Consider the following 26,883-nt stretch of genomic DNA (forward strand, 5'->3'; position numbering starts at 1 on the left):
GTCAATGCCTATTACGGCGTATCGAACGCCTATTCTGAAGTGGTATATGAGAATTCTCCACTCGCAAGAGTGGAACAGCAGGCTTCCCCTGGAGCCGACTGGCAGAAAAACGGAGGCCATACCCGGAAGATGGAATACTTTTCAAATGATGGGAACGTAGTAAAAAGGCTTAAAGCCACTACTGTATGGAATGCTTCGGCACAAATCAATGATGTCTCTATTGCTTTATCTCAAAATGACAGCTATACAACAAATGGATATTATAATGCCAATACCTTGTTTAAATGGGTCACAAAAGACGAAGATGGTAATGAAACCCAAACTTATACGAACGGGAACAAACAAAATATACTGTTAAGGCAAATCAATAAAAAGCCTAATGGGAGTATAGAAAACCTCGATACTTATTACATCTATGATGAGTTCGGAAATTTGGCGGCGATTATGCCACCCAAGGCATCGGGATCAACCTTAACTCCAGCTTTACTTGATCAGCTTTGTTATCAATATAAATATGATCAATATAACAGGGTTGCAGAAAAAAAACTACCAGGGAAGGGTTGGGTTTATATTGTGTACGATAAGCAAGGTAGAGCTGTACTTGTGCAGGATGCGAATCTAAGAAGCACAAACAACAATTTCACAAAGCAGGGTTGGATTTTCACTAAATACGACAAGCTGGGTAGGATTGTTTATACCGGTTTTTTTGCCAACACAGCGACAAGAACAGCAATGCAGACAGCATTAAATAATATGTCTGCCAATGCTTTAAATAATGAAAGTACAAGCGCATCACCCTTTACGCAAAACGGAATTGATGTTTATTATACAAAGAATGCTTTCCCAACTGGAAGTAGTACCATATTAAATGTCAATTATTATGATGAATATCCTGTGGCTGCGCCATCACAACCTGCACAGATCCAAAACCAGGCTACATTATCCTCTGCTCCTACAGCATTTACGTCGAATGGACTGACATCGGTAAGAAATACTAAAGGACTCCTTACCGCAAGCTACACTAAGAATGTGGAAAATGATGGATGGTCTTCCGCTTTTATCTGGTATGACACACAAGGAAGAGCAATTGGAGCTTATAATAAAAATCATCTTGGTGGATTTACAAGCACAGAATCGATCTTAGATTTTTCTGGTAAAACATTAGAATCTTATACGTATCACTCCAAGAAGACGGCCAATACAGAGGTTACTGTAAAAGACAGGTTTATATACGGTCCGCAGAATGCCTTATCTAAACATTATCAGCAGATCAACTCCAATCCTGAGGAGCTGCTTACTGAATATACGTATAATGATCTTGGACAGGTAATCAATAAAAAAGTTGGAAATAATCTTCAAAGTGTAGACTTTAATTATAACATCCGGGGATGGCTTACAGGGATAAATTCTAATGATATTTCCACTTTAGGAAATAAGCTGTTTGCGTACAGAATAAAATATAATGCCGTAGAGGGCGCTGAAGTTCCCAATGGATCTTACACTGATCTGAAAGTAAAGCCTAAATATAACGGTGATATTGCAGAGGTCGACTGGAAGACCGCTTATGGAGCTAATGAGCCATTAAGAAGATACGGATATGTTTATGACGGTGTAAACCGGTTAATGGCAGGTTTTTTCCAGACAGAAACCAATCCGTATTCGAAAGAGTACAGTGAAATAACGGATTATGACCTGAATGGTAATATTTCTAAACTTACCCGTACAGGAAGTATAGTGAATACGGTAGCTGAGGTAATGGATGATCTAAAGTACAATTACGATGGCAATCATCTGGTATCTATGGAAGAGACAGGCAAAGGGAATGCATTAAGCGGGTATCCGCTGGCACAAGGAACAGGGCAAGCCATTACATATGATGGTAATGGAAATATGATCAGTCATTTAGATAAAGGAATTACCAATGTTACCTATAATTTCCTGAATCTTTCGTCAAAAGTAAACAATACGGGGAATATAAGTCCTGTTAATTATGTGTACGCAGCAAACGGCAGCAAAGTACAGATGATAAAGGAGGCGGAAGTAACGGATTACTTAGGGAATTTTCAATATACTACTCAAAATGGTGTTTTAGCTTCTTCTGTACTGGCCAATGAGGAAGGATATTATGATTTTGTAAATAACAGATATGTCTATCAGTATAGAGATCAATTAGGTAATGTGAGAATTTCTTATACTAAAAATGCCAATAATGGAGCTATAGCACTGGAAGAAAACAATTATTATCCTTTTGGGCTGAAACATGCAGGCTACAATACGGGAGATACGAGTAATAATAAATTTAAATATCTTTACAACAGTAAAGAATTACAGTCTAATGGGAATTTAGACTACGGATGGAGACAGTATATGCCGGATCTGGGAAGATGGAACGGAATGGATCAGCTGGCGGAAAGCTATCATTCTGCAAGTCCTTATGCCTATGTGATGAATAATCCTGTTAATATGTTTGATCCTGATGGGAGATTATCCCAGGCACAGATGGATTACATATGGAAGAATTCAGGGGCGGGTTCTACATCATGGGGTTTCAATGGTGATGGAAGTCCTAAAATGATAGGATCCAGTGGATGGAACAGCTCCATACACAATGCAATATCATATATTTCTGATGGCGGTGGCGGATCTGGTAGTTTTGGAGGAGGTTTTGTTGGTGGAACGGGAAATGGAAGTTTTTCAAAAGTCTCTTACTGGACAGGAAATATGTCTCAAAAGTCCTATACCATGAATAATCAAATATATGGAGAAGGTGAGATAGGAGTGGGGCATACATTAACAATTAGAAATGACATTTCATCTAGCACCTATGAACCTAGTTTTATTGGTGATTTTGCAGAAGGTTTTAATAGTGCAGACAAAAGTAACATGAAGTCAGGTTCTGCCTGGGCGGGATATTATTTAAGTTTACAAGCTACGAAATATGAAAAACTATTTAAATTTACAGCTCAGATTTCATCTGGTTTATTAGATAAAGCAAGTGCCTTAAAAGGTGCTAAGGTATCTTCAATTTCAGGTAAATTTTTAGGAGTAGTAGGTGTAGGTTTTACGGTACTTGAAGATTATCAAAATAATGGAAAAATTGGAGTAGGAACCGGAGTGAAAGTAGCAATTGGTTTGGCGACTACATTTGCAACCGGGGCTTTTGCACCTATTGCATTAGGATATATCATTGCAGATGTCAGTATAGGACTTATAACAGGGACAACGATAACAGACAGGATCGCAGCTGGAGTTGAAAATACAATAATAGGGCAATAAAATAATTATTATGCTGAAAATTTTTGATATGATGTATTATCATTTAGCAACTTTTAATCAAAGGTTTAGTAAAAAGACAAGTGGTTGGCAGTTACAGGCAATACTTATTATTACGGTAACACAGTTCATGTTATTATTAGATTTTTGGATGATTATTATTTCTATTTTTGATATTACAGGAAAGGTTAGTATTTACGAAAAAATTATTTTTACATCAATGGGACTGATTCTTCTTTTTTATAATATGAAAAGATATGAGAAAAAATATCAATATTACAAATCTATTTGGGGAGCGTATACGGGTAATAAAAAAAGGTTACAAATTTTTTTAAGCTTTTTTATAGTGGTTTTTGCGTGGACGTTTGTTTTTATTTTGGGTTTTATTTTTGATAAATATTAAAGCTAAAATCCATTAAATTTAAGTCAGAGCGGGTAATCCTGCTTTGGCTTATTTTTAAAAGGATTTCACTTCTCCTTTTTATCAGTTTTATTATTCTTTATACCACAAATGATCTTGTATGGGAAACAAATGAGAGATAAAATTGATGGTAGAAAATAAAAGGATTAGGAGGTGTGTAAAAAGCTTTAAGTCTATTACCAGCAAATCCATATTAATAAGAAACCAGGAAAATATTTATTTCCTGGTTTCTTATTTTCTGAAACAAAGATTCTTTCTAGTATCCCTCAAAAAAAATATCCTAAGAATGATTTCGTTTAACCCGATTCTTAATCAGGGCTAACAGCATTATCCCAATAGGAACCCCAAATAAAATCCCCTTAACAGAATCTGATATTCCGATCCGTTGAGAAAAGAGAAAAGCACAGGAGCTTAAAGCGAGTCCTATAGACAGTAAGATCATCTGTTTTTTCGATGGATTTTTCATATTTAGTTCATTTCAGTAAAGTAAATGTACGAAAACCTGCTGCGAGAAATAGAATATTTTCTACATTTATTATCACAACAAATTAACCCATTATCAGGGAAATACTTGGCTTTTAGCTCGATTATGGATATTTTGTTTATTATATTTGTCAGACAATCATCACAAAATCCTATCGCCATGAAAAAGTTCTTTTTAGCCATTCTGGGTATTCTTATTATTTTGGGAGCGGTTCTGCTGATCAAAACCTTTACTTATTCTTTCAAAAAAAATAAGGTCGCAAATTCTGAAACCTGGAAACCTGTGAAAAATGATTCCGCAGTCATGAGACTGTCAAACGGAATCAAGATTTCTACGGTTTCTACAGGAAGCCTGGGAGAGTTTAATTACAGCCCTTTTGATCAGTTTAAAGAATATTTAAAGACTTCCTATCCCGAGGTATACCAGAATACCGAAAATTACGAAATCAATAAATACGGTCTTGTTTTCAGGCTAAAAGGGAAAAGAACAGACCTTGAACCGATCTTATTTCTTTCCCATATGGATGTAGTACCTCCCGGAGAAGCAGATGTTAAAGATAACACGGAAAATATTTTCAGACCGGACGATAAACCGCTGCCACCGGTAACAAAAGTGGCGGAAGATTGGGATTTTGCCCCCTTTTCAGGAACGGTTGCCAACGGAAGGATTTACGGCAGAGGAGTAATCGATATGAAAGGAATGCTGTTCTCACTGATGGAATCAATGAAAGACCTTATCAGGAATCAGCATATGCCGCAACGTGATATTTATCTGGCTTTTGGATTTGATGAAGAAGTAGGAGGTAAAAACGGAGCCAAAATGATTGCAGAAGATTTTAAAAAGAAAGGGCTTACGTTTGACGCGGTATATGATGAAGGCGGACTCATCTTGCGAAAAGGAAATATAGCAGGAATTAACTCCGATGTTGCAGCAGTAGGCTGTGCCGAAAAAGGATTCCTCTCTGCGAAGATCAAAGTTAAAGGGCTGGGCGGACATTCTTCAATGCCTCCGATGGAAAGCGCCATAGGAAAAGCAGCGGTTATCATGCAGCGCCTGGAAGATCATCAGATGAAACCTATGATCACTCCATTGATCAAGGACTTTTTTAACAATATCGGTGGAGCAATGCCATTCACCAGCAGGCTTGCTATTTCAAACCAGTGGCTGCTGAAACCTTTCCTGATTTCTCAGCTGACCAAAAATAACACGACCAATGCATTGGTACGTTCTACTACGGCTTTAACCATGATGAAGGGCAGCGACGGAACCAATGTTCTTTCTCCGGAAGTTGAATTTGTAGTCAATTTCAGGCTTCTTCCCGGAAATACCGTTAAAGATATCAGAGAACATATCGCCGAAGCAACCAAAGGATTTGATGTTGAGGTAGAAGAAATCGACAATACAAGAGAAGCGTCTGCAGTATCACCCACCAATACCAAAGCCTATCAGATGATAGAAGCAGGGATTAAACAGATCAATCCCGGGACTATTGTAACTCCATATCTGACAATGGCCGGAACAGATGCTTATAAATACCAGATTGTAAGTAAAAATATCTACCGATTTATGCCTATTAAGATCAACAGTGCCGAACAGCAAAGCATACACAGTACCAACGAATACATCAGCATCGAAAATTATCTGAAAATGATCCATTACTTTGGGTTTATTATGAAGAATTATGATAAGTAGTGGCAGTTTTTAATTGATAGTTGATAGTTGATGGTGTTTAGTTTTTAGTGTTTGGTTTTTAGTATATAGGGATAAGCTTATAAGATTGATATTATGAAGATAGAGTGAAATTATCCATCATCTATTGTATGAGAGATAAAATCCTTGCGCCTTAAAAATAGTATCTTATAAAATATTTGCGCCTTTGCGTTAAAAACACAAAACTTTTAATCTTTAAATTCTTCAATCTAAAATATAACACGTCAAGTTTTGTCGCATTACAGCAATAGCTTTGCTTCAATCAAAATACAGAGCTATGGAATTGCCGTTTTACTTAAGTTATAGAGAATTTGAAAGCCATTATTACGATAACCTTGAACAATGGTTTGAAGAATATCATAATGCCAGCGAAATAGATTATCTGAAAGCACTTGCAGAATTATACAGTCCTTATCTGTATTATAATTTTGCGAAAGATGGACTTCAGGCGGATGCTTCCATAGAGATCAAGGATTGCTTTTTCCCTTATTACGACAGGATGGGCATCTCTTTCTGCACAAGCTGTGGAAACGGAAAACAAGCCAGGAATATAAAAAACATGAACCATTTATTCGAGTGGAAGACAGTCACGATGATGGAGTATGCTCAGCATATTTTGGATAAAGTCAATAGATTTTTTTCAAAAAACGGGATGGTGAAAGAAAATGAAAATGTCCTGGACTATATTAATAATGATTCTGTAATCAGTCCGAGAGAAGGAGCGGGATACTGTATTAATTACACACAGCATCAGGCCGTAGTTCCATTTTTGAAAGCCTATCTTCCATGCTATGGACAGACCGTAGATATTGCAGTATACCGGGATTTTATCTTCTCTGTGGTACAGATTGCAGCTCTTATCGATCACAAATTAAAAGAAGTTCAGAATTTTGAACATTCCGTTTACGCAAAGTTAAGATCGGAAGCGAAATTCAAAGTACAGATGAGCCATCAGTTTCTGACCATCTGCAATTAAATGATACACCAAACATTCATTTTTAATTATATTGTCGGAAAATAGTTACAAGTTTTCCAAACAGAAAATCCTGATCAAAGCGGTCAGGATTTTTTTACATTCAATTAGAATTATCGCTATTTCTTTTTATAGGGCAGGTTCCAAATCAGGTCTGCCGCCAGATAATGAACACCTCCCTTGGTAATGCTGTGGCTATTTCTGATCAGATCATTTACATAACCGACATCCACAGTAAAAGGAGAATTGGGAATATTAGCCATATAATAAACACCAAGACGTAATTCTCTGTAACCAAAAGCGGTCCATTGTGGCTCCGGCTCATGAAGATAGCTGATGGAAAACAATCCTTCTGCACTCACTGCCAATTTCTGATTATTCTTTGGGGATAGATTATAGGTAAGCTGAGTTTTAAGACGGGTTCTCAATTGAAAATTTTCTTCCACAGGATGAAAATCAGGATCAAAAAATTTCCTGAATTCCTGCCGGATGGTATTCTTTAGTTTCCACTTTTTTCCGAGAGTAAAAGTATAGGCATATCTTCCATACAATCTGATCTCCTGTTCCAGACCTTCTTTTTCATAGGGTGCTGCGTCTTCATATACTGATTGACGGCGGTAGCTGATCGCATAGCTGTACTGCTGATGAGGGGCAAAAGAATGATAGACTTCATGATTAAGTACAAAAATTGCCTGTTTAGAAAATAAATTATCATTGTCGGGACTGCTTTTCTGTCCCAGAGCAATATAGCTTAAAGACTGCTTTTTTCCTAAAGAATCAAGTTGCCGTTTTACTCCGAATGCCGACCAGAAAGCCGTGTTAGCTTCTCCTAAACCAGGCGGACTGATCTGTGCTTGTACAGAATTTCCCAATAAGCATAATAACAATATCCCAACAACAGCCTTTTCTATCTTAAAAACCATATAAAACCTCTTGAGTAGGCTCTTTAATACTTGCAGAAGCATAAGATTCGGCTGAACGATACGTGATAGATGGAATTGATAATTTGTCATAGCGAAATGTAGATACATTATTGAGTAAATGATTGTATAAATGTTTTCAATACTATTTAAAAACATGACAAATTAATGGAGAGATTTAGGAATATTTTAGGAACGAAAAAGCCTGCTGAAAATCAGCAGGCTGTAATACATTCGTATCTGCAGAGAGGAAGGGATTCGAACCCTCGATACAGTTACCCGTATACTACCTTTCCAGGGTAGCTCCTTCAACCACTCGGACACCTCTCTATTTGAGATTGCAAAAATACAGTATTTTCTGGAACCTGCAAATTATTAATGCAATTAGTCGGTAATTTCTCCACAAAGGCTTTTTGCAAAATTATCCGCAAAAGTTCCAGTGTAGTTGGGGTTGTCTATCAAATGCATTGCTTTAGTGATAGCACTTTCTGCGGTAATATCCCTTCCGCTGATTGCACCGATTCTTGAGAATATATTGCTGTTTTCGTATTTTCCAAATGAGATACCTCCTGATATACACTGGCTTACCACTACGATTTCAGTGCCATTATCCCGGATTTCCTGAAGAGCTTCCTGAGCTTTTTCACTGCTGAAAATAGTTCCGGAACCAAAAACCTGGAGAATCAGGACCTTCATTTTAGGGATTTCTTTAAAGTGGTTCAGGTGCATTCCCGGAAAAATCCTCCAGAAAATAATATCTTCAGAAATATGTTCATCTACATGAAATTCTACATCCGGGTCACACCGGTAAAGATTATCCTTAATGATATTTAAATGCACGCCGGATTGTCCCAGAATAGGGTAGTTTGGACTTGAATAGGCATCAAAATACTCCGCAGAATACTTTAATGTTCTGTTTCCTCTTAATAATTTATATTCAAAATAGATGGCTACTTCCTGGATAATGGCTTCATCATTTTCGTACAGGCTGGCATAATACAGACTGGTAAGAAGATTTTCTTTAGCATCCGTCCTTAAATCTCCGATAGGAAGCTGCGAACCTGTTAAGATCACTGGTTTCCTTAATCCTTTTAGCATAAAACTTAACGCTGAAGCAGTATAAGACATCGTATCCGTCCCGTGAAGGATTAGAAAACCGTCATACGTCTCATAATTTTTGAGGATATAATTGGCGATGATTTTCCATTCTTCAGGTCCCATATCCGAAGAGTCGAGTGGTTTCGCGAAAGGATGCACAAACACTTCACATTCCATCAGTTTCATCTCGGGCATCTTCTCAAAAATATTTCCAAAATCAAAGGCACGCAGGCTTCCGGTTTCATAATCTTTCTCCATCCCGATGGTTCCTCCGGTGTAGATAAGCAGGACTTTTCGTTTCATGTATACTTTTTATTAAGAATTTGAACCTGTTTCAGGTTCATACCTCAAAATTACGTTAATTTGCAAAGATTTGAAAATGAATGAAAGATTTAGCACAAACTTTTGAGTATTTAAAGCAGTTTTTAACAGAAGAAAGGGTAACGAAAATAGAACATTTTTCCCTGGAAAGTTCAGATTTCGTACTTCCGGTAATGGATGATGTTTACCAGTTCAGAAATGCAGCTGCCATTATAAGGTCCGTGGAAGCATGTGCTTTTCATAAAGTCGTTGCCATGGAGGAAGAAAATGTTTTCGATCCTAACCTTACCGTAACCAAGGGTGCCGAAACATGGGTTGAAGTAGAGAAAATGTCTAAGAATATAGATTCTCTGCAGAATATCAGAGATAGAGGATATAAAATTCTAGCGGTGTCATTGGAAAAAAACGCAATCATGCTTCCCGATTATCAGGTTACAGAACCTATTGCTCTTGTATTTGGAACCGAGATGGAAGGTGTATCAGAAGAAGTTATAGATTTCGCAGATGAAACGCTGGCTATTCCGATGTTTGGCTTGACAAGAAGTTACAATGTTTCCGTAGCTGCGGGGATCTGTATGTACGAATTGAAACAGAAACTGATTAAATCAGAAATTGATTACAAATTAAGTGAAGAAAAACGCTTGACAATGCAAATCCGTTGGGCCGTGAATTCTATTAAAAGCGGAAAGGAGATTTTAAAAAAATATCTGGCATAACATAATACATCTTAAATTTGATGAAAAAATACACAAAACATTTATTCTTTTTTTCCCTTACTATGTCTTTAGTAACACTTGCTATACAGGAAAATGGGTATAAGGAAATGTATCCTTTTGCAAGCTGGAAACTATTTACAGTACCGAGTGGAGGAGAAACTTTTGGCGAAAGGTATAAGCTTTACGGTGTTAAAGGGGGTGATACTATAAGGATTTTAAATACTACTGTTGAAAGTTATGATGCTAATGATGAAGAAGGAATCGTAAGTATGTATGCGAGTAAAATTGAAAAAAATGAAGACAGAAAAGAAAGTATTGAAAAACTTCTTATTTTTATTAAAGATACAAGACCTGAATTTCAGGAGTACTTATTATATAAAGAAAAGTACAGGCCAAGGGAAATAGGTGAACAAAAGATGAACATCAATAAAAAATTTATTACGAAACTCTAATGAAATATCCTCAGCTTACTGTATTCAACTACAAGATAGCTTATTATGCTATAAGAATATTTGGCTTGTATTGGTTGATTGCTCAATATTTACAGTTTACCTTACTGACAGGGCGTCCAAAAGAAATCTATGAACCTGTTTTCTGGTTGGAAAAGATCATGTTTTCCGAGCTTCCTAGTACGGAGGTGTTTGTAGGTCTTTTAATAGCCTGTGGGATATGCCTGATTGTTTCTCTCCTTAAGCAGAGTTATTTAATCAATATACTTATTTTTTTATTAATAGCGGTCATTAATCTCCCGGTATCAGCCAATTTTGGGATTCGTCATAATAATCATCTTGTAATATTAGGATTTTTCCTGAGTATCTTTTTACTCCCCAAGAACCTTAATGAAAAAGATTACAAGTTGGTGCAATATTTTAATCTTGGGCTTTTGACGACATATAGTCTTGCTGGGTTGGGTAAATTTTTGGGGACTTTCAAAAATGTTATTAAGGGTGCAGATAAGTTGTTATGGATAAACAGGGATGCTGCAAAACTGAATTCATACGATAATTATTTGATGGCAGATATGGCAATACCTTCATGGATGAAGCAAATTTATGCATACGAAAATTTTTGGGTAGTATTAACAATTTTTGGAATTACACTTCAGTTTCTATGCTTTTTAGGAGCCTTTAACAGGAAGTTGCTTACTTTTTTTATGATATTTATTGCGATATTTCATTTATACAATTTAAAATTTGTTCTCGCAGATTCTACAAATACAATTTTCTTCGTCATAGCTGCTTTTTTTCCATACCATATTTTTAACCGAAGTGGTAAAGCATTGGAAGGATAAACAGGGAGATGTTTTGATATATTTTGTACTCTAATAAACAGGCTTTATGAGGATGAAATTACTTTAAATGCTTTAATGGTATTAAAGATGTCATTTTTGGTAAGAGAAATGGAGATTATTTACAGAATACAATATCATGATTTCCCCTAAATTTCAATATTTAATCACATCATCTTAAAATAATTCCACGCAGCAACAAATACGCCTGCGGTTTCCGTCCTCAACCTCTGGTTTCCCAGTGAAACAGCTTTTACGTTACTGTCGGATAGAAATTGAATCTCTTTTTCAGAAAAATCTCCTTCAGGACCAATTAAAAAAGTAATCTGTTCCAATGAAGGAATATCTTTAAGTTCTGTTCTTTCCAGATTTTCATGACAATGGGCCACGAAAGTATGTTTAGAATCAATATTCTTTAAGAAATCAGCAAGTTTTATCGTATCATGAATGACAGGGAGATGAAACCGCAAACTTTGTTTAGAAGCGGCAACAGCCTGTTTTCTAATCTTCTCAATATTAATATTTTTACGTTCTGTTTTTTCAGTTTGTAAAATAGTGATTTCAGAAATCCCCATTTCAACAGCTTTTTCCACGAAAAATTCAATACGGTCGATGTTTTTTGTCGGGGCAATAGCGATATGCAGCTTCGGATCAAAATCCGGCAGTGCCGTTTTAATTTCCGAAACCTCTATTTCTGCTTTCTTACCGCCGATCAGCAATGTACCGGAAGCAAGGTTTCCCTTTCCGTCTGTTACATGAATTTCCTCTCCATTTTTCATCCGGAGAACCTTTACAATGTGCTGTTGTTCTTCGTCATTAATTATTACTTCTCCGTTATTGATTTCGCCAAAAAAAAGTTTCATATCTTGATATTTAGAAGCTGCCTGAATTTTATTTGTGATTATTAAAAGCTAATTTCATTCTCGCTTAAAAATGCCATACCGGTTTTTATCGTAGTATAAATATCACCTTCACAATCTCTATATGAACATGCGTAAATTTCTTCAATCCACTTATTATTCATAAAAATTAAATTCAAATATTCGTTTTTTCTTAAATTATTTTTAATGGATAAATAATCTCCTTCTTTGGGCTCGTAAGTAAAGCTAAATACATTTTCTGAATTGATTTTCTCTACAATCTCTTCCTTTATATTTTGAACATATCCAATTTCTGAACTTATCATTAAATAATCTTCGTCTTCAGATTTTTCTGTCACTGCATTTTTTCCTATAACCGTTTCTAAAACCCAATAATATTTTGAATTCTTTTTAGATTGCGTTCCAAGTATTTTTTCTTCCAGTAATATTTTCATAAATCGTATTTTGAAGTGGCGGTAGTTCTCAAATCGGTAAACTCTCCTCTCTGAAATTTTAATTGCGCTACCATTGCGATCATCGCAGCGTTATCAGTAGTATATTCAAATTTTGGAATGTAAATATTCCATCCTAATTTTTCATGGTTGTCCTGCATGGCCTGTCTTAATGCAGAATTAGCAGAAACTCCTCCTGCAATGGCGACTTCTTTTACCCCTAAATCTTTTGCTGCTTTTTCAAGCTTGGCCATAAGGATTTCAATAATAGTCCTTTGTACAGAAGCACACAGATCATTCAGGTTTTCTTTGATGAAATCAGGATTTTTTTTGACTTCCTTTTGAATGAAATATAAAACCGAAGTTTTGATTCCGCTGAAAGAGTAGTTGTACTCTTCCAATCTGGGTTTATTAAACGTAAAAGCATCAGAATTTCCTTCTTTCGCAAGCCTGTCGATAATAGGACCTGCGGGATAATCGAGATCGAATATTTTTCCAATTTTATCAAAAGCTTCTCCGGCGGCATCATCCGTAGTTTTTCCAATAATTTCCATATCAAAATAGTCCTTTACAAGGACAATCATGGTATGCCCGCCGCTTACCGTAAGGCATAAAAAAGGAAAAGCAGGCGGCATAGGATTTGCATCGTCAATGAAATGTGCTAAAATGTGGGCCTGGAGATGGTTAACTTCTATCAGTGGGACATCAAGACTCATTGCCAAAGACTTAGCAAATGAAGTTCCTACAAGAAGTGAACCTAAAAGTCCGGGTCCGCGTGTAAATCCTATAGCAGAGATAGCATTTTGTTGTATATTTGCTATAGTTAGAGATTTTTCAACAACGGGAATGATGTTTTGCTGATGTGCGCGTGATGCCAGTTCGGGAACCACACCGCCATATTCTTTATGAATGGCTTGATTCGCAGCAATATTCGATAGAATAGAATTTCCCTTGATGATAGCTGCTGATGTATCGTCGCAAGACGATTCAATACCTAAAATTATAGAGTCGCTCATAATAATGGCAAAGTTAGAGAATAATAACGAGAATGAGAACAAAAAATCGGTAGCTGAAAACTTAGGAGATCAGGTACAGAAGACTGTTGAAAATGTTGAAGGAAAAGTAAAGGAAACAGTTAAAGAAGCGTCTGAACTAGCGTCGGATGCTATTCATCATCCCGTAGAAACAGCTGAAGAGTTTGGCAAACAGGCCGTAAAAGATGTCACCAGCTATACTTGGTGGGCAAGGCTTCTTTTGATTCTTTTTTGGTTTGTTTTAGGCCTTGCAGCACTGATTATCATCATCGTAAACCTTCCCGTGACCAAACAATGGGCTGCCGATCAGGCGCTCCAACTTGTCAATAGAGATTTTAAAGCCGGAATGTCTACCGAAAGCGTAGAAGTAGATTATTTTGGAGACGTTACCATAAAAGGATTAAAAATAAAAGATTATAAAGGCCTGGAGTTCATTAAAGCAAGAGAGTTTCGTGCCAATTCAGACTGGATGTCGCTTGCGGCCAATGCTATTTCCGGAAACAGTAATGCGTTAAGTTTTAATTCTCTTATTCTGGTAAATGCCGATGTGAAGGTTATTACTTATAAAGGCGACAGCATTTCCAATTTTGTACGTTTTACAGAATTATTCGATAGTGGGAAAAAGAGAGATCCCAGCAAACCACCCTTCCAGCTTAATTCGCGGGTACAAATCATCGATTCTAAAGTTTCCATTATCAATCAAAATTCTCCCGGGGAACCAGGGAAATGGCTGACGGCAACAAAATTCAATCTGAAAGCTCCGAAAGTTAAAGTAAATGGACCCAACGTTTTTGCATTGGTCAATAATATGTCTTTTGTAACTTCCCGATGGGGGAAATCTCACTTTGTAGATACTTTTTCTACAGAGCTGTCCCTAACTCAGGATTTTCTTTCATTAAAAGACCTTACCTTAAATACAGACCATTCTCTACTGCAGGGAAATGTTAAATTCAAACTGAATAAAGGATCCTGGGCAGGTTTTGCAGACCGGGTTCGTTGGGATATGGATATCCAGCAGGGAAGCCAGCTTAGTGGGTATGATATCAGTTATTTTGTGACCAATTGGGACAACTTTAAGCCATTTAACCTGGCAGGAAAGATGACGGGCCCACTGAATAAGTTCCATCTGGAGAATTTTCTGATCAGCAATCCTGATGTGAATATTGCCACCAAAACAATGACCGTCAATAATCTTCTGAAAGGACATTTTTTTATTGAAACTAAAGATCTGTCAACAGATTTCACCTATAAAGATTTAAAAGCAATGATGCCTTCATTTATTTCTAAAAAGATGAAGAATTTTGCGGATGATTTTGGGAAATTAAAATATAACGGCGCTGCCAGAGTAACCCCTGAGGAAGTATATGTTCCGAGTGGAAATTTAATGACGGGAATTGGACAGGCTAAAATTACAAAGCTTTCCCTAACTGCTTACAGTACTCCAATGCCAAAATATTCAGGATATCTTGAAGTAAAAGATCTGAATACTTCGGTAATTACTAAAAATAAATCAGTAGGTCTTATTTCCGGTAAATTCGATATCAACGGACAAAGCTTCGACGTCAATACGATGAAACTGAGTACAAAATCTCAGATTTCAAGTATTGAGATCATGGATAAAAATATCAGTAATGTATATTTGGATGGATTACTGGATCATAAAAAATATAATGGGCTCATTACGATTAATGATGACCAGGCGAAAGCTTCTATAAAAGGATTGATTGATTTCAGTACACCAAGAGTGGCAATGGATGTAAATGCCGATGTGACCTATCTCAACATGAATTATTTTACCGGCAAACCCGGAAATCAAATCGTGAACGGGACAGTTAACGGGAAAATGTCCATGACTTCTATTAACGACCTTACCCTTGATGTAGAAGCCAATAATTTGAATTTTGCAACAGCCACTCAAAAATACATCATTCCTAATGCAAAAGTTAAAACCTTTATCGAATCAGGAGGCCGTGTTATCGATGTAGATGCACCGGGAGCTGCAAACGGTAAAATTTCCGGAAGGTACAATCTTGCAGACCTGATGGGAATGGTTGAAAATGGAGTAGGAAAAATACTGGTAGGACCGCCGCCAAGAAAATTATACAGAGGTCAGAATTTTACTATGAATTTTGATGTGCAGCAAGGATTGGTTAACTATTTTCTGCCGGATCTGAAGCTTCCGGAAGGAGCTGTAGTTGATGGGGCATACGATGGAAATACCAATAACCTGATCCTGAATCTTGATGCTGCATCCCTGAAGTATGTCATGACAAAACAGGAAGAGATTACTGATGCAGATAAAGCGCTGGCAGCATCTAATCCTGATTATAAAATTAATGACAGAAATACCATCAGCAGAGACAGTGCTATGATCGACAGTGTTAAGGTAAGGATTAATACCGCCAACCTTGATGAACAGGTATATGCGAGGATTAGCAGACTGGAGTACAATAAAAATATTATTAAAGATTTCATCTTAAAAGGAACCAACGAAAACGGGACTGCTTTACATCTGGCCACTACTTTTAAACATGGTAATGCTGATGATGAGCAAAATGAAAATCTTAAAGAATATGCAATCAATGTCGACCAGTCGACCAATGCAGCTGGAGATTATGTATTTAAATTTGAACCTACCGTGGTTAAATTTAATAATGTTACCTGGGCAATAGATACCAGTCCCACGCTTAATCATTCCATTACCTACAGAAAAAATACCAGTGATTTTGACATCAGGAATTTGAGAATTTATTCCGATTCTAGTGCGCTCTTTATCAAAGAAGCTCAGTTCAAGTCTGCCAAAGATTTTTATGTAGATGCCGATATTACTGATTTTGCCGTTGAAAAACTTCTTGAAATGCAGTCCGGAGGAAATGCCATGGGTATCAAGGGGCTGGCCAACGGAACAGTAAAGATCAAAATGGATAAAAGCACCCTTCAGCCACTCGTAGATCTTACAGTGGATGATATCATGATGAACGGAAATGATATGGGTGATCTTACTATCTCTGCTACCAACGGATTTTCACTCAATGTATATGATGTAGATGTAAAAGTGACTTCTGCCGGAGTACTGGGAAATAATAATTTGAATTTAACAGGTACGGTAAACAATAACACAAGTTCTCCAACGATTGATCTGACCGCTGAAATGCGTGATTTTGATATCTCTTTTGCACAACAGTTTGTTCAGTCTGTTTTTGGGAACTTAAGAGGGAAAGCAACCGGTGATCTTAAAATCAATGGTAAGCTTAGTAATCTGGACTACAGTGGAGATATTGCTTTAAAAGGTTTTGGATTAAAACTTCTGTTTACTGGAGTAGATTATTCATTTGATGATACGGTAATTCCACTTTCAAAAGGTCTTGCCATCCTCAATGATATTGAAGTACATGACGGAAGATCAAACTCTAAAGGAACAGTTTCCGGTTTGATTCGTTTTGAAACACTTTCTTCCATGGGTGTTGAACTCGTAATGAGAACCGATAATCTGTTAATGCTGAATACCTCACAGAAAGATTACGATCTTTTCTGGGGAAGGGTGTATGGGCAGGGTGATCTGTATGTCTCCGGACCGGTTTCCGGACTGAGTCTGTCTACCCCGAATATGAAGGCACTGAGCGGAAGTACATTTACTTTCAATTCGAGCTCTACCTCCAATGTGGAAGAATTTAAAATGCTGAGGTTCCTGAAAGAAGGGAAAGACGGATTAATTACGCTGGAGGAAAAGAAAAAGTCAGGGGCCAATATGCATATTGATTTCAATCTTGATGTAGATAAAGGAACTACTGTAAATGTGCTTGTCGGTGATGATGTAGGAAATATTACCGTGAAGGGAATTGCCAATAATCTAAGGTTCCAGATGAGCAGACAAGGAAATATTGCGATGAATGGTACCTATAAAGTTGATAACGGGACCTTTGTTTCTAAGGCTATCCTTAACAAAACCTTCCAGATAGAGAAAAACAGCAGTATCCGTTGGGATGGGGATGCGATGAAGCCGGCACTGGATATTACAGCAAATTATGTGAGAATGGTTTCCAATGCAGGGGAATACCTGAGTATGGGGAAATTACAGCCGATAAGTGTTCTGTTGCAGGCCAATATTACCCAGTCTCTTATCAATCCTAAAGTAGACCTTAACGTTACGGCATTGGATGTATCCAGCCAGGTAAAAGAGACGTTAGCGGCAAAAATGAGCCAGGAAGGAGAGAAGGTTCTTCAGTTCGGTTCTATATTATTATTAAATACTTTTAATGTTTCCAACACGGGTGGCGTAGATTTTGATGTAGCTGGTGTTGCTGAGTCTTCCGGATATAATATGTTGCTGAAACAACTGGGTTCTGTACTGAATACCATGAGTAATGAATTTCAGATCGACTTGAATTATGTAAAAGGAGACCAGTATTCCAATACCGGGGATCGAGCTAATGCCGGAGTAAGTGTTGCGGTTTCGCCGAGGATCAATATTAAGACCGGTTTGGGAATTCCTTTAAACAAAACAGAGGGTACACAGGCTAATTATCTCTCTGGAGAGGGATCTATTGAATATGATGTTTCTAAAAAGAATGACGGAAGTTTGCTTTTAAGAGGATATTCCAAACCTACCAATATTGGTATGGTAAGTACAAATGGATCTGCTAATCAGGCGTATGGTGGGGGTGTTGTGTGGAGTAAAAGCTTCAATTCTTTATTCAAAAAGAGGAGAAAAGATAAAAAAGAGCCTGTACCTAAAACAGAAATAAAAACGGATTCTACAAAATCCATAGGTAAATAATTAGAATATTTTAATGATCTTTATCATATGTGTTAATTATTGTTAATGTTTAAGATAATTTTTTTACTTAAATTATTTTTTATAAATTTGCAAAAAATACATGGATTTTTTAAAGAAATTGTAATTTAACTAATATGAACTATCAACTGGACGAAATAGACAAGAAAATTCTTGATTTCTTAGTAGAAAACACAAGAATGCCTTTTACTGAAATTGCAAAACAAATGGATGTTTCTGCAGGAACAATTCACGTAAGAGTGAAAAAAATGGAGGATGCAGGTATTATTTTGGGATCATCCCTTAATATCGATTATGGTAAGTTAGACTATCACTTTACAGCATTTATTGGAATTCTTTTAACAAAATCAAACCGTACGCAGGAGGTTTTAAAAGAATTAACAAGTATTCCAAATGTAATCGAAGCGAGCGTTATTTCCGGAAAATACAATATTTTCTGTAAAGTAAGAGCTAAGAATACTGAAGATGCAAAAAGAATTATCTATCAAATAGACGACATTCAGGACGTAATGAGAACTGAGAGTATGATCTCTATGGAAGAATTCTTAAGTGATAAAAATAGGTTAATCAACGCTATTTCTATCTAATCAAATTTTAAACGAATAATTATAAAAGAACTTATGAAATCTCTCATAAGTTCTTTATTTTTGTACCTATGGAAGAATACAGTTATTTTGACGAAAATCCGAAGAAAGGATGGGGCTTTATTTTAGCATTTGCCGCTTTGATGTTGTTTACGATCATGGGATTGGGAATTGATGGCGATGAATATTTACAGCATGAATTCCTTAACATTCCAAAATGGTATTTTTATGTGATTTTTTCAATCGATGCATTAATGATGATCAGTCTCATATTAATGTTTTTTTACAGAAAAGTGGGGATCTTTATGTTTCCTGTTCTGTTAGTCCTGCATTTCTTTATGCATAATTATTATTTATCTACATTTTTATATACCGACGTTACCAATCTTTTCCTTTTCACAGGATTTGGGATGCTGGCGATTATTCCAAAGTGGAAGTTCTTTAAATAATAAAAAGTTTTTAGCATAAATCATTTTTAATAAAAAATCAACGACTAAGGGAGGTAGCTGCCAAAAGAAAGAATGTGCTGCTGCCGTATGGTAATGACGATACAGAGATAACCAAACCTTAAGTGGAAGATTATAATTTCCTGTACTATGAAAATTTTCATACCCTTCATTGCCCTTTTTCCTGTAGTTTCTTTATATGCCCAGAAAACAGTTCCGGCGCCGTCTAAACCCGTTACAGATAGTTATTTTGGAACTCAGGTAGTTGATGAATACAGAAATCTTGAAGACTTAAAAGATCCTGCTACCATACATTGGATGAAGGTGCAGGCCGATTATGCAGATTCCGTACTTGGACAGCTTCCTTATAAGAAATATTTTGTAGACGAACGGTTAAAGTTTGATAAAAGAAGCGGATATTCTACCTATGACTTAAAAATAACAGGCGGTGATCTTTATTTTTATTTGAAAAAAGCAGCAGACGAAAAAGGTCAGAAATTATATTACAGAAAAGGCTTCGAAGGCAAAGAAGAACTTTTATATGATCCTGCTACTTTTGTTTCTACATTTGATCCTGCATCAAAACAGGAACATCATTTCAGCATTAATTTTCTAAGTCCAAGCTGGGACGGCAGCAAGATTGCCATTTCCCTTTCTGAAAATGGGAAGGAAGCCTCTGAAGTCATTATCCTGGATGTCTCCACAAAATACATCCATCCGCAGGTTATTACCAACCTTGAACCTACCAGTGTGGGACAGGTAAAGTGGCTGGAAGATAACAATAGCTTTTTCTATACCTATTTTCCTGTGATTGATACGGATTCACCGGAATACACAAAGAATACAGAGGTCACTTTTTACCGGCTGGGCCAGGACCCGAAAAACCGTAACAATGTTTTTTCCAGAATTCATAATCCTGAATTGAATATTGATGAAAGCAGATTTCCCGGAATTGTGCAGTTTAATCAGGGCGATCCTTATTTTATTGGAAATTTGGGCGATGTGGATGATTATACCGATACCTTTATCATCAACAGAAAAGATTTTGAAAAAGGAATTAAAAGCTGGAAACCACTCTACTATAAAGCAGACAAAGTATATGATAAGCAACCTGCGGGAAAACAGGTATACTTTATGTCGGGATATAACGCACCTAATTTTAAACTTTGTGTAACCAATCTTGAAAAGCCTGATTTCAGAAACCCTGAAATTTTAGTTCCTGAAAAGAAAGATGAAGTAATCCGGAGCTTTGAGCTGACAAAAGACGGAGTGTACTACGCCACAACAAAAAATGGAGTGGATGCAAGGTTTTACCTGTACAGCAATGGAAAAGATATTCCTATCCCATTACCTTTTGTTTCAGGAAGTGTGTCGATTCAGACAAAAGGAAAAGACTATTCAGAGGTTTGGATCACTTGTTCCGGTTGGGCTAATGAACCAAGAAGATTCAGATACGATATAAAAACAAATACTTTTAAAGAAGAAAACCTGGTTCCGTTAATCGATTATCCTGAGTTTGAAGGAGCCGTTGTTGAAGAAACAAGCTTTAAGGCAAGAGATGGGGTAGAGGTTCCATTGACCTTAATCTATGATAAAAACCTTAAACGAAACAAAAATACACCCGTTCTGATAGAGTCATACGGCAGTTATGGAAAACCTTATTCTCCTTTCTTTGCAAGAAGCTATATGATGTGGGCTAAAAAAGGAGGAATTTTTGCGGTTGCGCATGTAAGAGGAGGAGGTGAAAAAGGCGAGCAATGGCATAAAGCAGGATATAAGCAGACAAAGCCCAATACCTGGAGAGATTTGATTGACTGTACCGAGTATTTAATCAAAGAAGGATATACTTCAAAGGAAAAAATAGCAATCTGGGGAGCAAGTGCAGGTGGGATTACAGTAGGACGAGCCATTACGGAAAGACCTGACCTGTTTAAAGCCGCGATCGTTGATGTGGGAGCAACCAATGCCATAAGAAATGAAATCACGCCTAATGGCCCTGGAAATGTCCCTGAATTCGGCACCGTTACCAAACCTGATGAATTTAAGGCCTTACTGGAAATGGATGCTTTTCATCATATTAAAAAAGGAGAAAAATATCCTGCCCTTTTAATTACAGCCGGAATCAATGATGGTCGTGTGATTTCATGGATGCCTGCGAAATTTGCAGCAAAAATAATGAACAGTGATACTTCCAGCCATCCGATCCTTTTCAAAGTAGATTATGGAGGCGGCCACGGAGGCGGAGTTGATCTTTTAAAGGCTTATGGCAACGTGGGAGAAATTTTTGCTTTTGCAGCCTGGCAGGTAGGTCTTCCTGGGTATCAGCCAAAAGAGCCTTCTGGAAAATAACGAAAACATATAATTTTTTGGATCTAAAAATATTGCCAGGTAAAGATTGGTTCTGTTGCGCTAATCTTTATTCGGGTATATAACAGCCTTATCTAATTCTATTGGATTATTGAATGATTTTAATTTTAGTCTTTCATTTTTCTCTGCCGGTTTTAGCTGTTCTTTAGTTAAAATTGTACCGTCATCTAATTGGAGTTTTTTACCTCTTTCAAGCGCAAGACTCATTGCAGTGCCATTAAGAACATATTTAAAAGGACTTTGATAAAGCTCTAATTTTAGATTGTTCAATTTTTTATAGTTTGTTTTTATGGCATTAGTCTTATAGTTTTGTAGCGTATAACTTTGATAATTTTGAGGGATTTTTTCACTTTTTATTAATGTAAAAAGATATTCTTTTTTTGTATCATAAATCTGTATAATGAGTCCCGGTAAGCCATTAAACTTGTACGGACCATACGATAAGGGAATTTCTCCGGCAAACCAGGCGATCCATTTTCTGCCACCGAAATTAGCTTCTGCTTTCTGTACCTTTAATTCGTTTATAATTTTTGTACTATCTGTGGTTTTCCAATTGAAATTGGCAGGCTCCTCTATTTTATAAAAATTAACATCTCCAATATATTCGTAATTCTCATAAAAAGTGTTTTTAGTATTTTTAGATAAAAATGATGTTAATCTAAATTTTTCAAAACCAAATGCTTTAGTTTTAGCATATAAAGAATCATTGATGTAATACAACCTGTTATAATAAGATATACCTTCCTGAGTAATGTCTAAATTGTAATTTTCTTTTGTAATCTCACGAGAAGTAGAATCTCTTTTAGAATGTATTTCATATACAAATCGGTTATTCTGAGAATACAATAAGCATGCGTACAACAGTAATAATAATGCAATCGTTTTTTTCATACATCTTGTTTTCCCAAAAATATAAATAATTATATCATCTGTTTCTTATTTTTGTTGAATGTAACAAAAAAAGCATCCAAATTTTGGATGCTTTTTTATGTATCTGAGAAAAACTATTTCTCTAAAATTCTCTTCACTGCTTCTTTCACTGCTGCAGAGTCAATTTTATATTTTTTCATTAATTCAGCAGGGGTAGCAGACTCTCCGAAAGTATCATTTACAGCAACAAACTCCTGTCTTGTAGGTCTTTTTCTTGCTAACATTCCAGCAACAGATTCACCTAAACCACCAAGATAGTTGTGCTCTTCAGCGGTAACGATCTTTCCAGTTTTTTCAACTGATTTTAAGATGATTTCTTCGTCTAAAGGTTTAATTGTATGGATATTGATTACCTCACAAGAAATACCTTCTTTTTCAAGCTCGTCTGCAGCTACAAGAGATTCCCAAACTAAGTGACCTGTTGCAACAATCGTTACATCGGTACCTTCTTGTAAAAGAATTCCTTTTCCGATTTCGAAAGGCATATCTTCCGGAATGAAAACCGGAACTACAGGTCTTCCAAATCTTAAGTAAACCGGTCCTTCGAAGTCAGCAATAGCTAAAGTTGCCGCTTTAGTTTGATTATAATCACAAGTGTTAATCACAGTCATTCCAGGAAGCATTTTCATCATCCCGATATCTTCCAATACCTGGTGAGTCGCTCCATCTTCTCCTAAAGTAAGACCTGCGTGAGATGCACATATTTTTACGTTCTTTCCGGAATACGCGATAGACTGACGGATCTGGTCATATACTCTTGAAGTAGAGAAGTTCGCGAAAGTTCCTGTGAAAGGAATTTTTCCCGTAATGCTTAATCCTGCAGCAATTCCTATCATATTGGCTTCTGCAATTCCTATCTGAAAGAATCTTTCAGGAGCTTTTTCAATGAATTTCTCCATTTTTAAAGAACCGATAAGGTCTGCACAAAGTGCTACCACATTAGGGTTTTTGTCAGCAAGTTCTGCCAATCCGGCTCCAAATCCTGAACGTGTATCTTTTTTTTCTGTATATGTATATTTCATTTTTTTACTAATTGTTTATTGCTAATCCTTTTTTGTACTGCCGATGATTAATAATCTGCAGGAGCTTCCAGATACAATTGTTTGAATGCTGTTGCCAGCTGCTCATCATTAGGAGCTTTACCATGCCATGCATGAGATCCCATCATATAATCAACACCAGAACCCATTTCCGTATGAAGAAGAATTACCACTGGTTTTCCTTTTCCCGTTTCTGTTTTTGCTCTCTCAAGGATGGCAATTACTGATTCAAGATCATTACCGTTTTTCTCTTCCAGAACAGTCCATCCGAAAGCCTCCAGTTTAGCATGAAGATTTCCTAATGAAAGTACGTTGTCTGTACTTCCGTCAATTTGTTGTCCGTTATAATCGATGGTAGAAATGATGTTATCCACTTTTTTAGCAGAAGCATACATCAAAGCTTCCCAATTTTGGCCTTCCTGCAATTCTCCGTCTCCATGTAAAGTATACACCAAAGAGCTGTCTCCGTCTAATTTTTTACCCTGAGCAACACCTAAAGCTACAGAAAGTCCCTGACCAAGAGATCCGGAAGCAATACGTATTCCTGGAAGACCCTCGTGAGTAGTCGGGTGACCTTGCAATCTTGAATTTAATTTTCTGAACGTTTTCAGTTCTTCAACCGGGAAAAAGCCGAATCTCGCTAAAGTAGAATAGAATACCGGTGAAATATGTCCGTTTGAAAGATAAAAATGATCTTGATTTTTCCCTTCCATTGTGAAAGGAAGGCTATAGTTCATTACCTTTCCATAAAGTGCTGTGAAAAATTCTGTACAACCTAAACTTCCGCCCGGGTGCCCTGAATTCACATCATGAACCATTCTTAAAATGTCTCTTCTGATTTGTGTAGTAAGAGATTTTAACTCTTCGATACTTTTACTCATTATATCTGATTTATTTACACGCGAATTTACAATTTTTTACCGGCTTATGGAAATGTAAAAATCCGGGTTTTAGGCCCGGATTTTAAATTATTTAGATAAACAGGCCGTTTTAACAGCCTTAAGCAGAGTATATAACAATTTTTGAAATTCTATTTTTTTCTGATCAGCCACAATCCAAAGAATGTCAACATACCATTGATGATCAGTAATTCCAGCCCAATCTTGAAATCTCCAAAGATAGAAACCTGGTATTTATCGATGAAATAAGAAATAATAGGAGCCGCAATACAAACATACGGAACAAGCTTATCTTGAACTTTATATTTAGTGAAAATTCCAAAGGCAAAAAGTCCTAAAAGTGGTCCATACGTAAATCCGGCAAGTTTAAGAATTAAGCCGATCATGGAATTATCATTAATCACTTTAAAAATAATCACCATAACCAGGAAAGATACTGCCACCAATAAGTGTACATTTTTTCTGAATCTTTCCTTCTTCTTGGTATCCCATGGTTTGTCTTTCATCCCCACAATATCAATGCATAATGAAGAGGTAAGGGCCGTCATGGCACCATCCGCACTTGGGAATAATGCTGAAATTAAAGCGATAATAAATATAATGGAGATAAATGGCGGCATATGATTCAATGCCACTTCAGGGAAAATTTTATCCCCGAAAATATCTTTTCCGTGCAGTAAAAATTCTTTTTTAGGAACTCCGTCAACAATAGCCTGTGTAAAATGAGCACCTTCGCTTTCTCCGAAAAGATATAAAAGTCCTCCCATATAGAGGAATAAGGAGATTACTCCCAATAAAATAAAGCCAAGCGTTACCATATTTTTCTGAGAATCTTTCAACTTGGTTACAGAAAGGCTTTTCTGCATCATTTCCTGATCAATTCCCGTCATGGTAATGGTAATAAAGGCTCCTGCAAGAATTTGTTTGATGAAAAATCCGGGAGAATTAAAGTCGAATTCAAATATTTTGGTGTAGCCTTTAGAATTCATCGCCGTTAAACTCTGTCCTACACTCAGATCTAAATGATTAAGCATATAAACTGTACAGATAATAAGCCCTAAAAGCATACAGGATGTCTGTAAAGTATCGGTCCAGACAATGGTTTTCACTCCTCCTTCATAGGTGTAAAGAATAATCATTCCAAGGATAATCAGAGTGGTTAAAATAAAAGGAACACCCAAACTGTCGAGTATCGTCACCTGAAGAATATTAACAACCAGGTACAATCTCGCCGTAGCGCCCACCAATCTTGAAACAATGAAGATCCATGCTCCTGATTTATAAGAGAGCTGTCCCATTCTCTGCTGGAGATATCCGTAAATAGAGGTTAATTTTAACCGGTAATAGAGAGGAAGCAGAACATACGCAACGACAATATATCCAATAAGATATCCTAACGTAATTTGTAAATACGCAAAGCTGTCTTTTCCTACTGCTCCCGGAACACTTACGAACGTCACTCCGGAAAGTGAGGTTCCGATCATTCCGAATGCGACCAGCATCCAATTACTTTTACGGTTTCCAATGAAGAAACTCTCATTGTCGCTTCCTTTTCCTGTTCTATAGGCTACCCAGAGCAGCAGTGCAAAATAGGCGATAATGATAACCAGTAATAGATACGGCGACATATTTATGAATTTTTAAATTTCACAAATATAGTTTTTTTAAAGAAATTCTTTTGAAGTTTAAAAAAGCAATTTATTTTCAGGATAAACGATCCCGAAAATTAAATGAGCCTGCAGGGGATTTCCAGATCTTCGTTCAGAGAATAACTTGCACATATTCTGTGATAGCCGTCGGCAATGATGAGTTTGTGAGTTCCGCGAACCAGTAAAATAGGTGAAAGTTTTATCCCTTTCTTTATTTTTTGAAGATCTTCCCGTACATATTTATTTTCAGGAGGTAGGAGTGGAAGCTCACTTGCACGGAAAATGTCTTTACATTTTTTATAAATGGTTTTGGCCTCAGTGAGTTCTTTGATAAGAGCTACCGTTTTTGATTCGTCGTATAAAAGCTCCAAATAATCTTTAGCGGCAGGGAAATCATGTTTTTCAGGATTTTTTTTGAAAATATTGCTGGTCTTTTTCATCGTTTTTGGTTTTAATTTTGAATAAATTATTTGTTATCATACGAATCCAAAACTGTACCAGTTATTAAAAAGAGCAATTCAGAAATTATACTGCAGATTAAATAAATTATGACTAGTCCTGAAACTCCGATACAGATTAAAGGACAAAAATAAATAATTAAACCAGAGCAAATTTGTTTTTGC

The 26,883-nt window shown here is 36.5% G+C and carries 21 protein-coding genes and 1 tRNA gene; 11 read left to right on the forward strand and 11 right to left on the reverse strand.

Going from position 1 to position 26,883, the window contains the following annotated elements; translation table 11 throughout:
- The 4 genes from SB679_RS22685 to SB679_RS22700 form a co-directional block, all read left to right on the forward strand.
- On the forward strand, nucleotides 1–3,276 hold a 3,276-nt coding region (locus SB679_RS22685), incomplete at its 5' end, for an RHS repeat domain-containing protein (RefSeq protein ID WP_410704570.1).
- Nucleotides 3,277–3,286: 10 nt separating this feature from the next.
- The gene (locus tag SB679_RS22690; RefSeq protein WP_410704571.1) at nucleotides 3,287–3,676 is read left to right on the forward strand and encodes a hypothetical protein; all 390 of its coding nucleotides are present in this window, start codon (nucleotides 3,287–3,289) and stop codon (nucleotides 3,674–3,676) included.
- A 661-nt stretch (nucleotides 3,677–4,337) separates the two neighbouring features.
- Nucleotides 4,338–5,870, forward strand: a complete 1,533-nt coding sequence (locus SB679_RS22695) for a M20/M25/M40 family metallo-hydrolase (RefSeq protein WP_410704572.1) — start codon at nucleotides 4,338–4,340, stop codon at nucleotides 5,868–5,870.
- Between the two features lie 295 nt (nucleotides 5,871–6,165).
- Nucleotides 6,166–6,864: a hypothetical protein gene (locus SB679_RS22700; RefSeq protein ID WP_410704573.1), complete on the forward strand. Its 699-nt coding sequence runs from the start codon at nucleotides 6,166–6,168 to the stop codon at nucleotides 6,862–6,864.
- Between the two features lie 116 nt (nucleotides 6,865–6,980).
- Here the strand turns inward: SB679_RS22700 and SB679_RS22705 are convergent, their stop codons facing one another.
- From SB679_RS22705 to SB679_RS22715, 3 genes are all read right to left on the reverse strand, one after another.
- Nucleotides 6,981–7,784, reverse strand: coding sequence for a hypothetical protein (locus tag SB679_RS22705; protein ID WP_410704574.1), 804 nt, complete (start codon nucleotides 7,782–7,784; stop codon nucleotides 6,981–6,983).
- 240 nt (nucleotides 7,785–8,024) lie between these two features.
- Nucleotides 8,025–8,111: transfer RNA gene (locus SB679_RS22710), tRNA-Ser, on the reverse strand.
- A gap of 54 nt (nucleotides 8,112–8,165) precedes the next feature.
- A complete protein-coding gene (locus tag SB679_RS22715) occupies nucleotides 8,166–9,182 on the reverse strand; it encodes an asparaginase (RefSeq protein WP_410704575.1) in 1,017 nt (338 codons plus the stop codon).
- 80 nt (nucleotides 9,183–9,262) lie between these two features.
- On the opposite strand from SB679_RS22715, the gene SB679_RS22720 reads away from it, so the two are divergent.
- Genes SB679_RS22720 through SB679_RS22730 form a run of 3 tightly spaced genes read left to right on the forward strand, consistent with a single transcriptional unit; the run spans nucleotide 9,263 to nucleotide 11,207 of the window.
- The gene (locus SB679_RS22720) at nucleotides 9,263–9,916 is read left to right on the forward strand and encodes a TrmH family RNA methyltransferase (RefSeq protein WP_410704576.1); all 654 of its coding nucleotides are present in this window, start codon (nucleotides 9,263–9,265) and stop codon (nucleotides 9,914–9,916) included.
- Between the two features lie 20 nt (nucleotides 9,917–9,936).
- Nucleotides 9,937–10,368, forward strand: coding sequence for a hypothetical protein (locus SB679_RS22725; protein ID WP_410704577.1), 432 nt, complete (start codon nucleotides 9,937–9,939; stop codon nucleotides 10,366–10,368).
- A complete protein-coding gene (locus tag SB679_RS22730; protein WP_410704578.1) occupies nucleotides 10,368–11,207 on the forward strand; it encodes a hypothetical protein in 840 nt (279 codons plus the stop codon). Before SB679_RS22725 ends, SB679_RS22730 begins: the two co-directional genes overlap by 1 nt.
- 164 nt (nucleotides 11,208–11,371) lie before the next feature.
- Here the strand turns inward: SB679_RS22730 and SB679_RS22735 are convergent, their stop codons facing one another.
- The 3 genes from SB679_RS22735 to tsaD are packed head-to-tail and all read right to left on the reverse strand — an operon-like array spanning nucleotide 11,372 to nucleotide 13,532.
- Nucleotides 11,372–12,067, reverse strand: coding sequence for an RsmE family RNA methyltransferase (locus SB679_RS22735; protein WP_410704579.1), 696 nt, complete (start codon nucleotides 12,065–12,067; stop codon nucleotides 11,372–11,374).
- A gap of 41 nt (nucleotides 12,068–12,108) precedes the next feature.
- A complete protein-coding gene (locus SB679_RS22740) occupies nucleotides 12,109–12,519 on the reverse strand; it encodes a hypothetical protein (protein ID WP_410704580.1) in 411 nt (136 codons plus the stop codon).
- Nucleotides 12,516–13,532: a tRNA (adenosine(37)-N6)-threonylcarbamoyltransferase complex transferase subunit TsaD gene (gene tsaD / locus SB679_RS22745; RefSeq protein WP_410704581.1), complete on the reverse strand. Its 1,017-nt coding sequence runs from the start codon at nucleotides 13,530–13,532 to the stop codon at nucleotides 12,516–12,518. Before tsaD ends, SB679_RS22740 begins: the two co-directional genes overlap by 4 nt.
- A 4-nt stretch (nucleotides 13,533–13,536) precedes the next feature.
- On the opposite strand from tsaD, the gene SB679_RS22750 reads away from it, so the two are divergent.
- From SB679_RS22750 to SB679_RS22765, 4 genes are all read left to right on the forward strand, one after another.
- Nucleotides 13,537–18,327 (forward strand): translocation/assembly module TamB, encoded by a 4,791-nt coding sequence (locus SB679_RS22750; RefSeq protein WP_410704582.1) that lies wholly within the window; start codon nucleotides 13,537–13,539, stop codon nucleotides 18,325–18,327.
- Between the two features lie 134 nt (nucleotides 18,328–18,461).
- Nucleotides 18,462–18,932 (forward strand): Lrp/AsnC family transcriptional regulator, encoded by a 471-nt coding sequence (locus tag SB679_RS22755; RefSeq protein ID WP_034710477.1) that lies wholly within the window; start codon nucleotides 18,462–18,464, stop codon nucleotides 18,930–18,932.
- A 68-nt stretch (nucleotides 18,933–19,000) separates the two neighbouring features.
- Complete coding sequence (locus tag SB679_RS22760; protein ID WP_410704583.1) at nucleotides 19,001–19,378, forward strand: hypothetical protein; 378 nt, start codon at nucleotides 19,001–19,003, stop codon at nucleotides 19,376–19,378.
- Between the two features lie 147 nt (nucleotides 19,379–19,525).
- Nucleotides 19,526–21,724 (forward strand): prolyl oligopeptidase family serine peptidase, encoded by a 2,199-nt coding sequence (locus SB679_RS22765; RefSeq protein WP_410704584.1) that lies wholly within the window; start codon nucleotides 19,526–19,528, stop codon nucleotides 21,722–21,724.
- 60 nt (nucleotides 21,725–21,784) lie between these two features.
- Here SB679_RS22765 and SB679_RS22770 read toward each other — a convergent pair whose 3' ends face one another.
- The 5 genes from SB679_RS22770 to SB679_RS22790 all read right to left on the reverse strand — a co-directional run bounded on the left by SB679_RS22770 (nucleotide 21,785) and on the right by SB679_RS22790 (nucleotide 26,700).
- The gene (locus SB679_RS22770) at nucleotides 21,785–22,633 is read right to left on the reverse strand and encodes a GLPGLI family protein (protein ID WP_410704585.1); all 849 of its coding nucleotides are present in this window, start codon (nucleotides 22,631–22,633) and stop codon (nucleotides 21,785–21,787) included.
- Between the two features lie 113 nt (nucleotides 22,634–22,746).
- Nucleotides 22,747–23,694 carry a transketolase family protein gene (locus SB679_RS22775; RefSeq protein WP_410704586.1) on the reverse strand — a complete coding sequence of 316 codons (948 nt, stop codon included), beginning with the start codon at nucleotides 23,692–23,694 and terminating at the stop codon, nucleotides 22,747–22,749.
- Between the two features lie 47 nt (nucleotides 23,695–23,741).
- Nucleotides 23,742–24,596, reverse strand: a complete 855-nt coding sequence (locus SB679_RS22780) for a transketolase (RefSeq protein ID WP_394331242.1) — start codon at nucleotides 24,594–24,596, stop codon at nucleotides 23,742–23,744.
- A gap of 146 nt (nucleotides 24,597–24,742) precedes the next feature.
- Entirely contained in the window at nucleotides 24,743–26,239 is a 1,497-nt protein-coding gene (locus SB679_RS22785; RefSeq protein ID WP_410704587.1) for a sodium:solute symporter, read from the reverse strand.
- A 98-nt stretch (nucleotides 26,240–26,337) separates the two neighbouring features.
- On the reverse strand, nucleotides 26,338–26,700 hold the full coding sequence (locus SB679_RS22790) for a hypothetical protein (RefSeq protein ID WP_410704588.1): 363 nt from the start codon (nucleotides 26,698–26,700) through the stop codon (nucleotides 26,338–26,340).
- Between the last annotated feature and the right edge of the window lie 183 nt (nucleotides 26,701–26,883).

Source organism: Chryseobacterium sp. SIMBA_029 (genome assembly GCF_046535275.1).
In the GTDB taxonomy this organism is placed as follows: domain Bacteria; phylum Bacteroidota; class Bacteroidia; order Flavobacteriales; family Weeksellaceae; genus Chryseobacterium.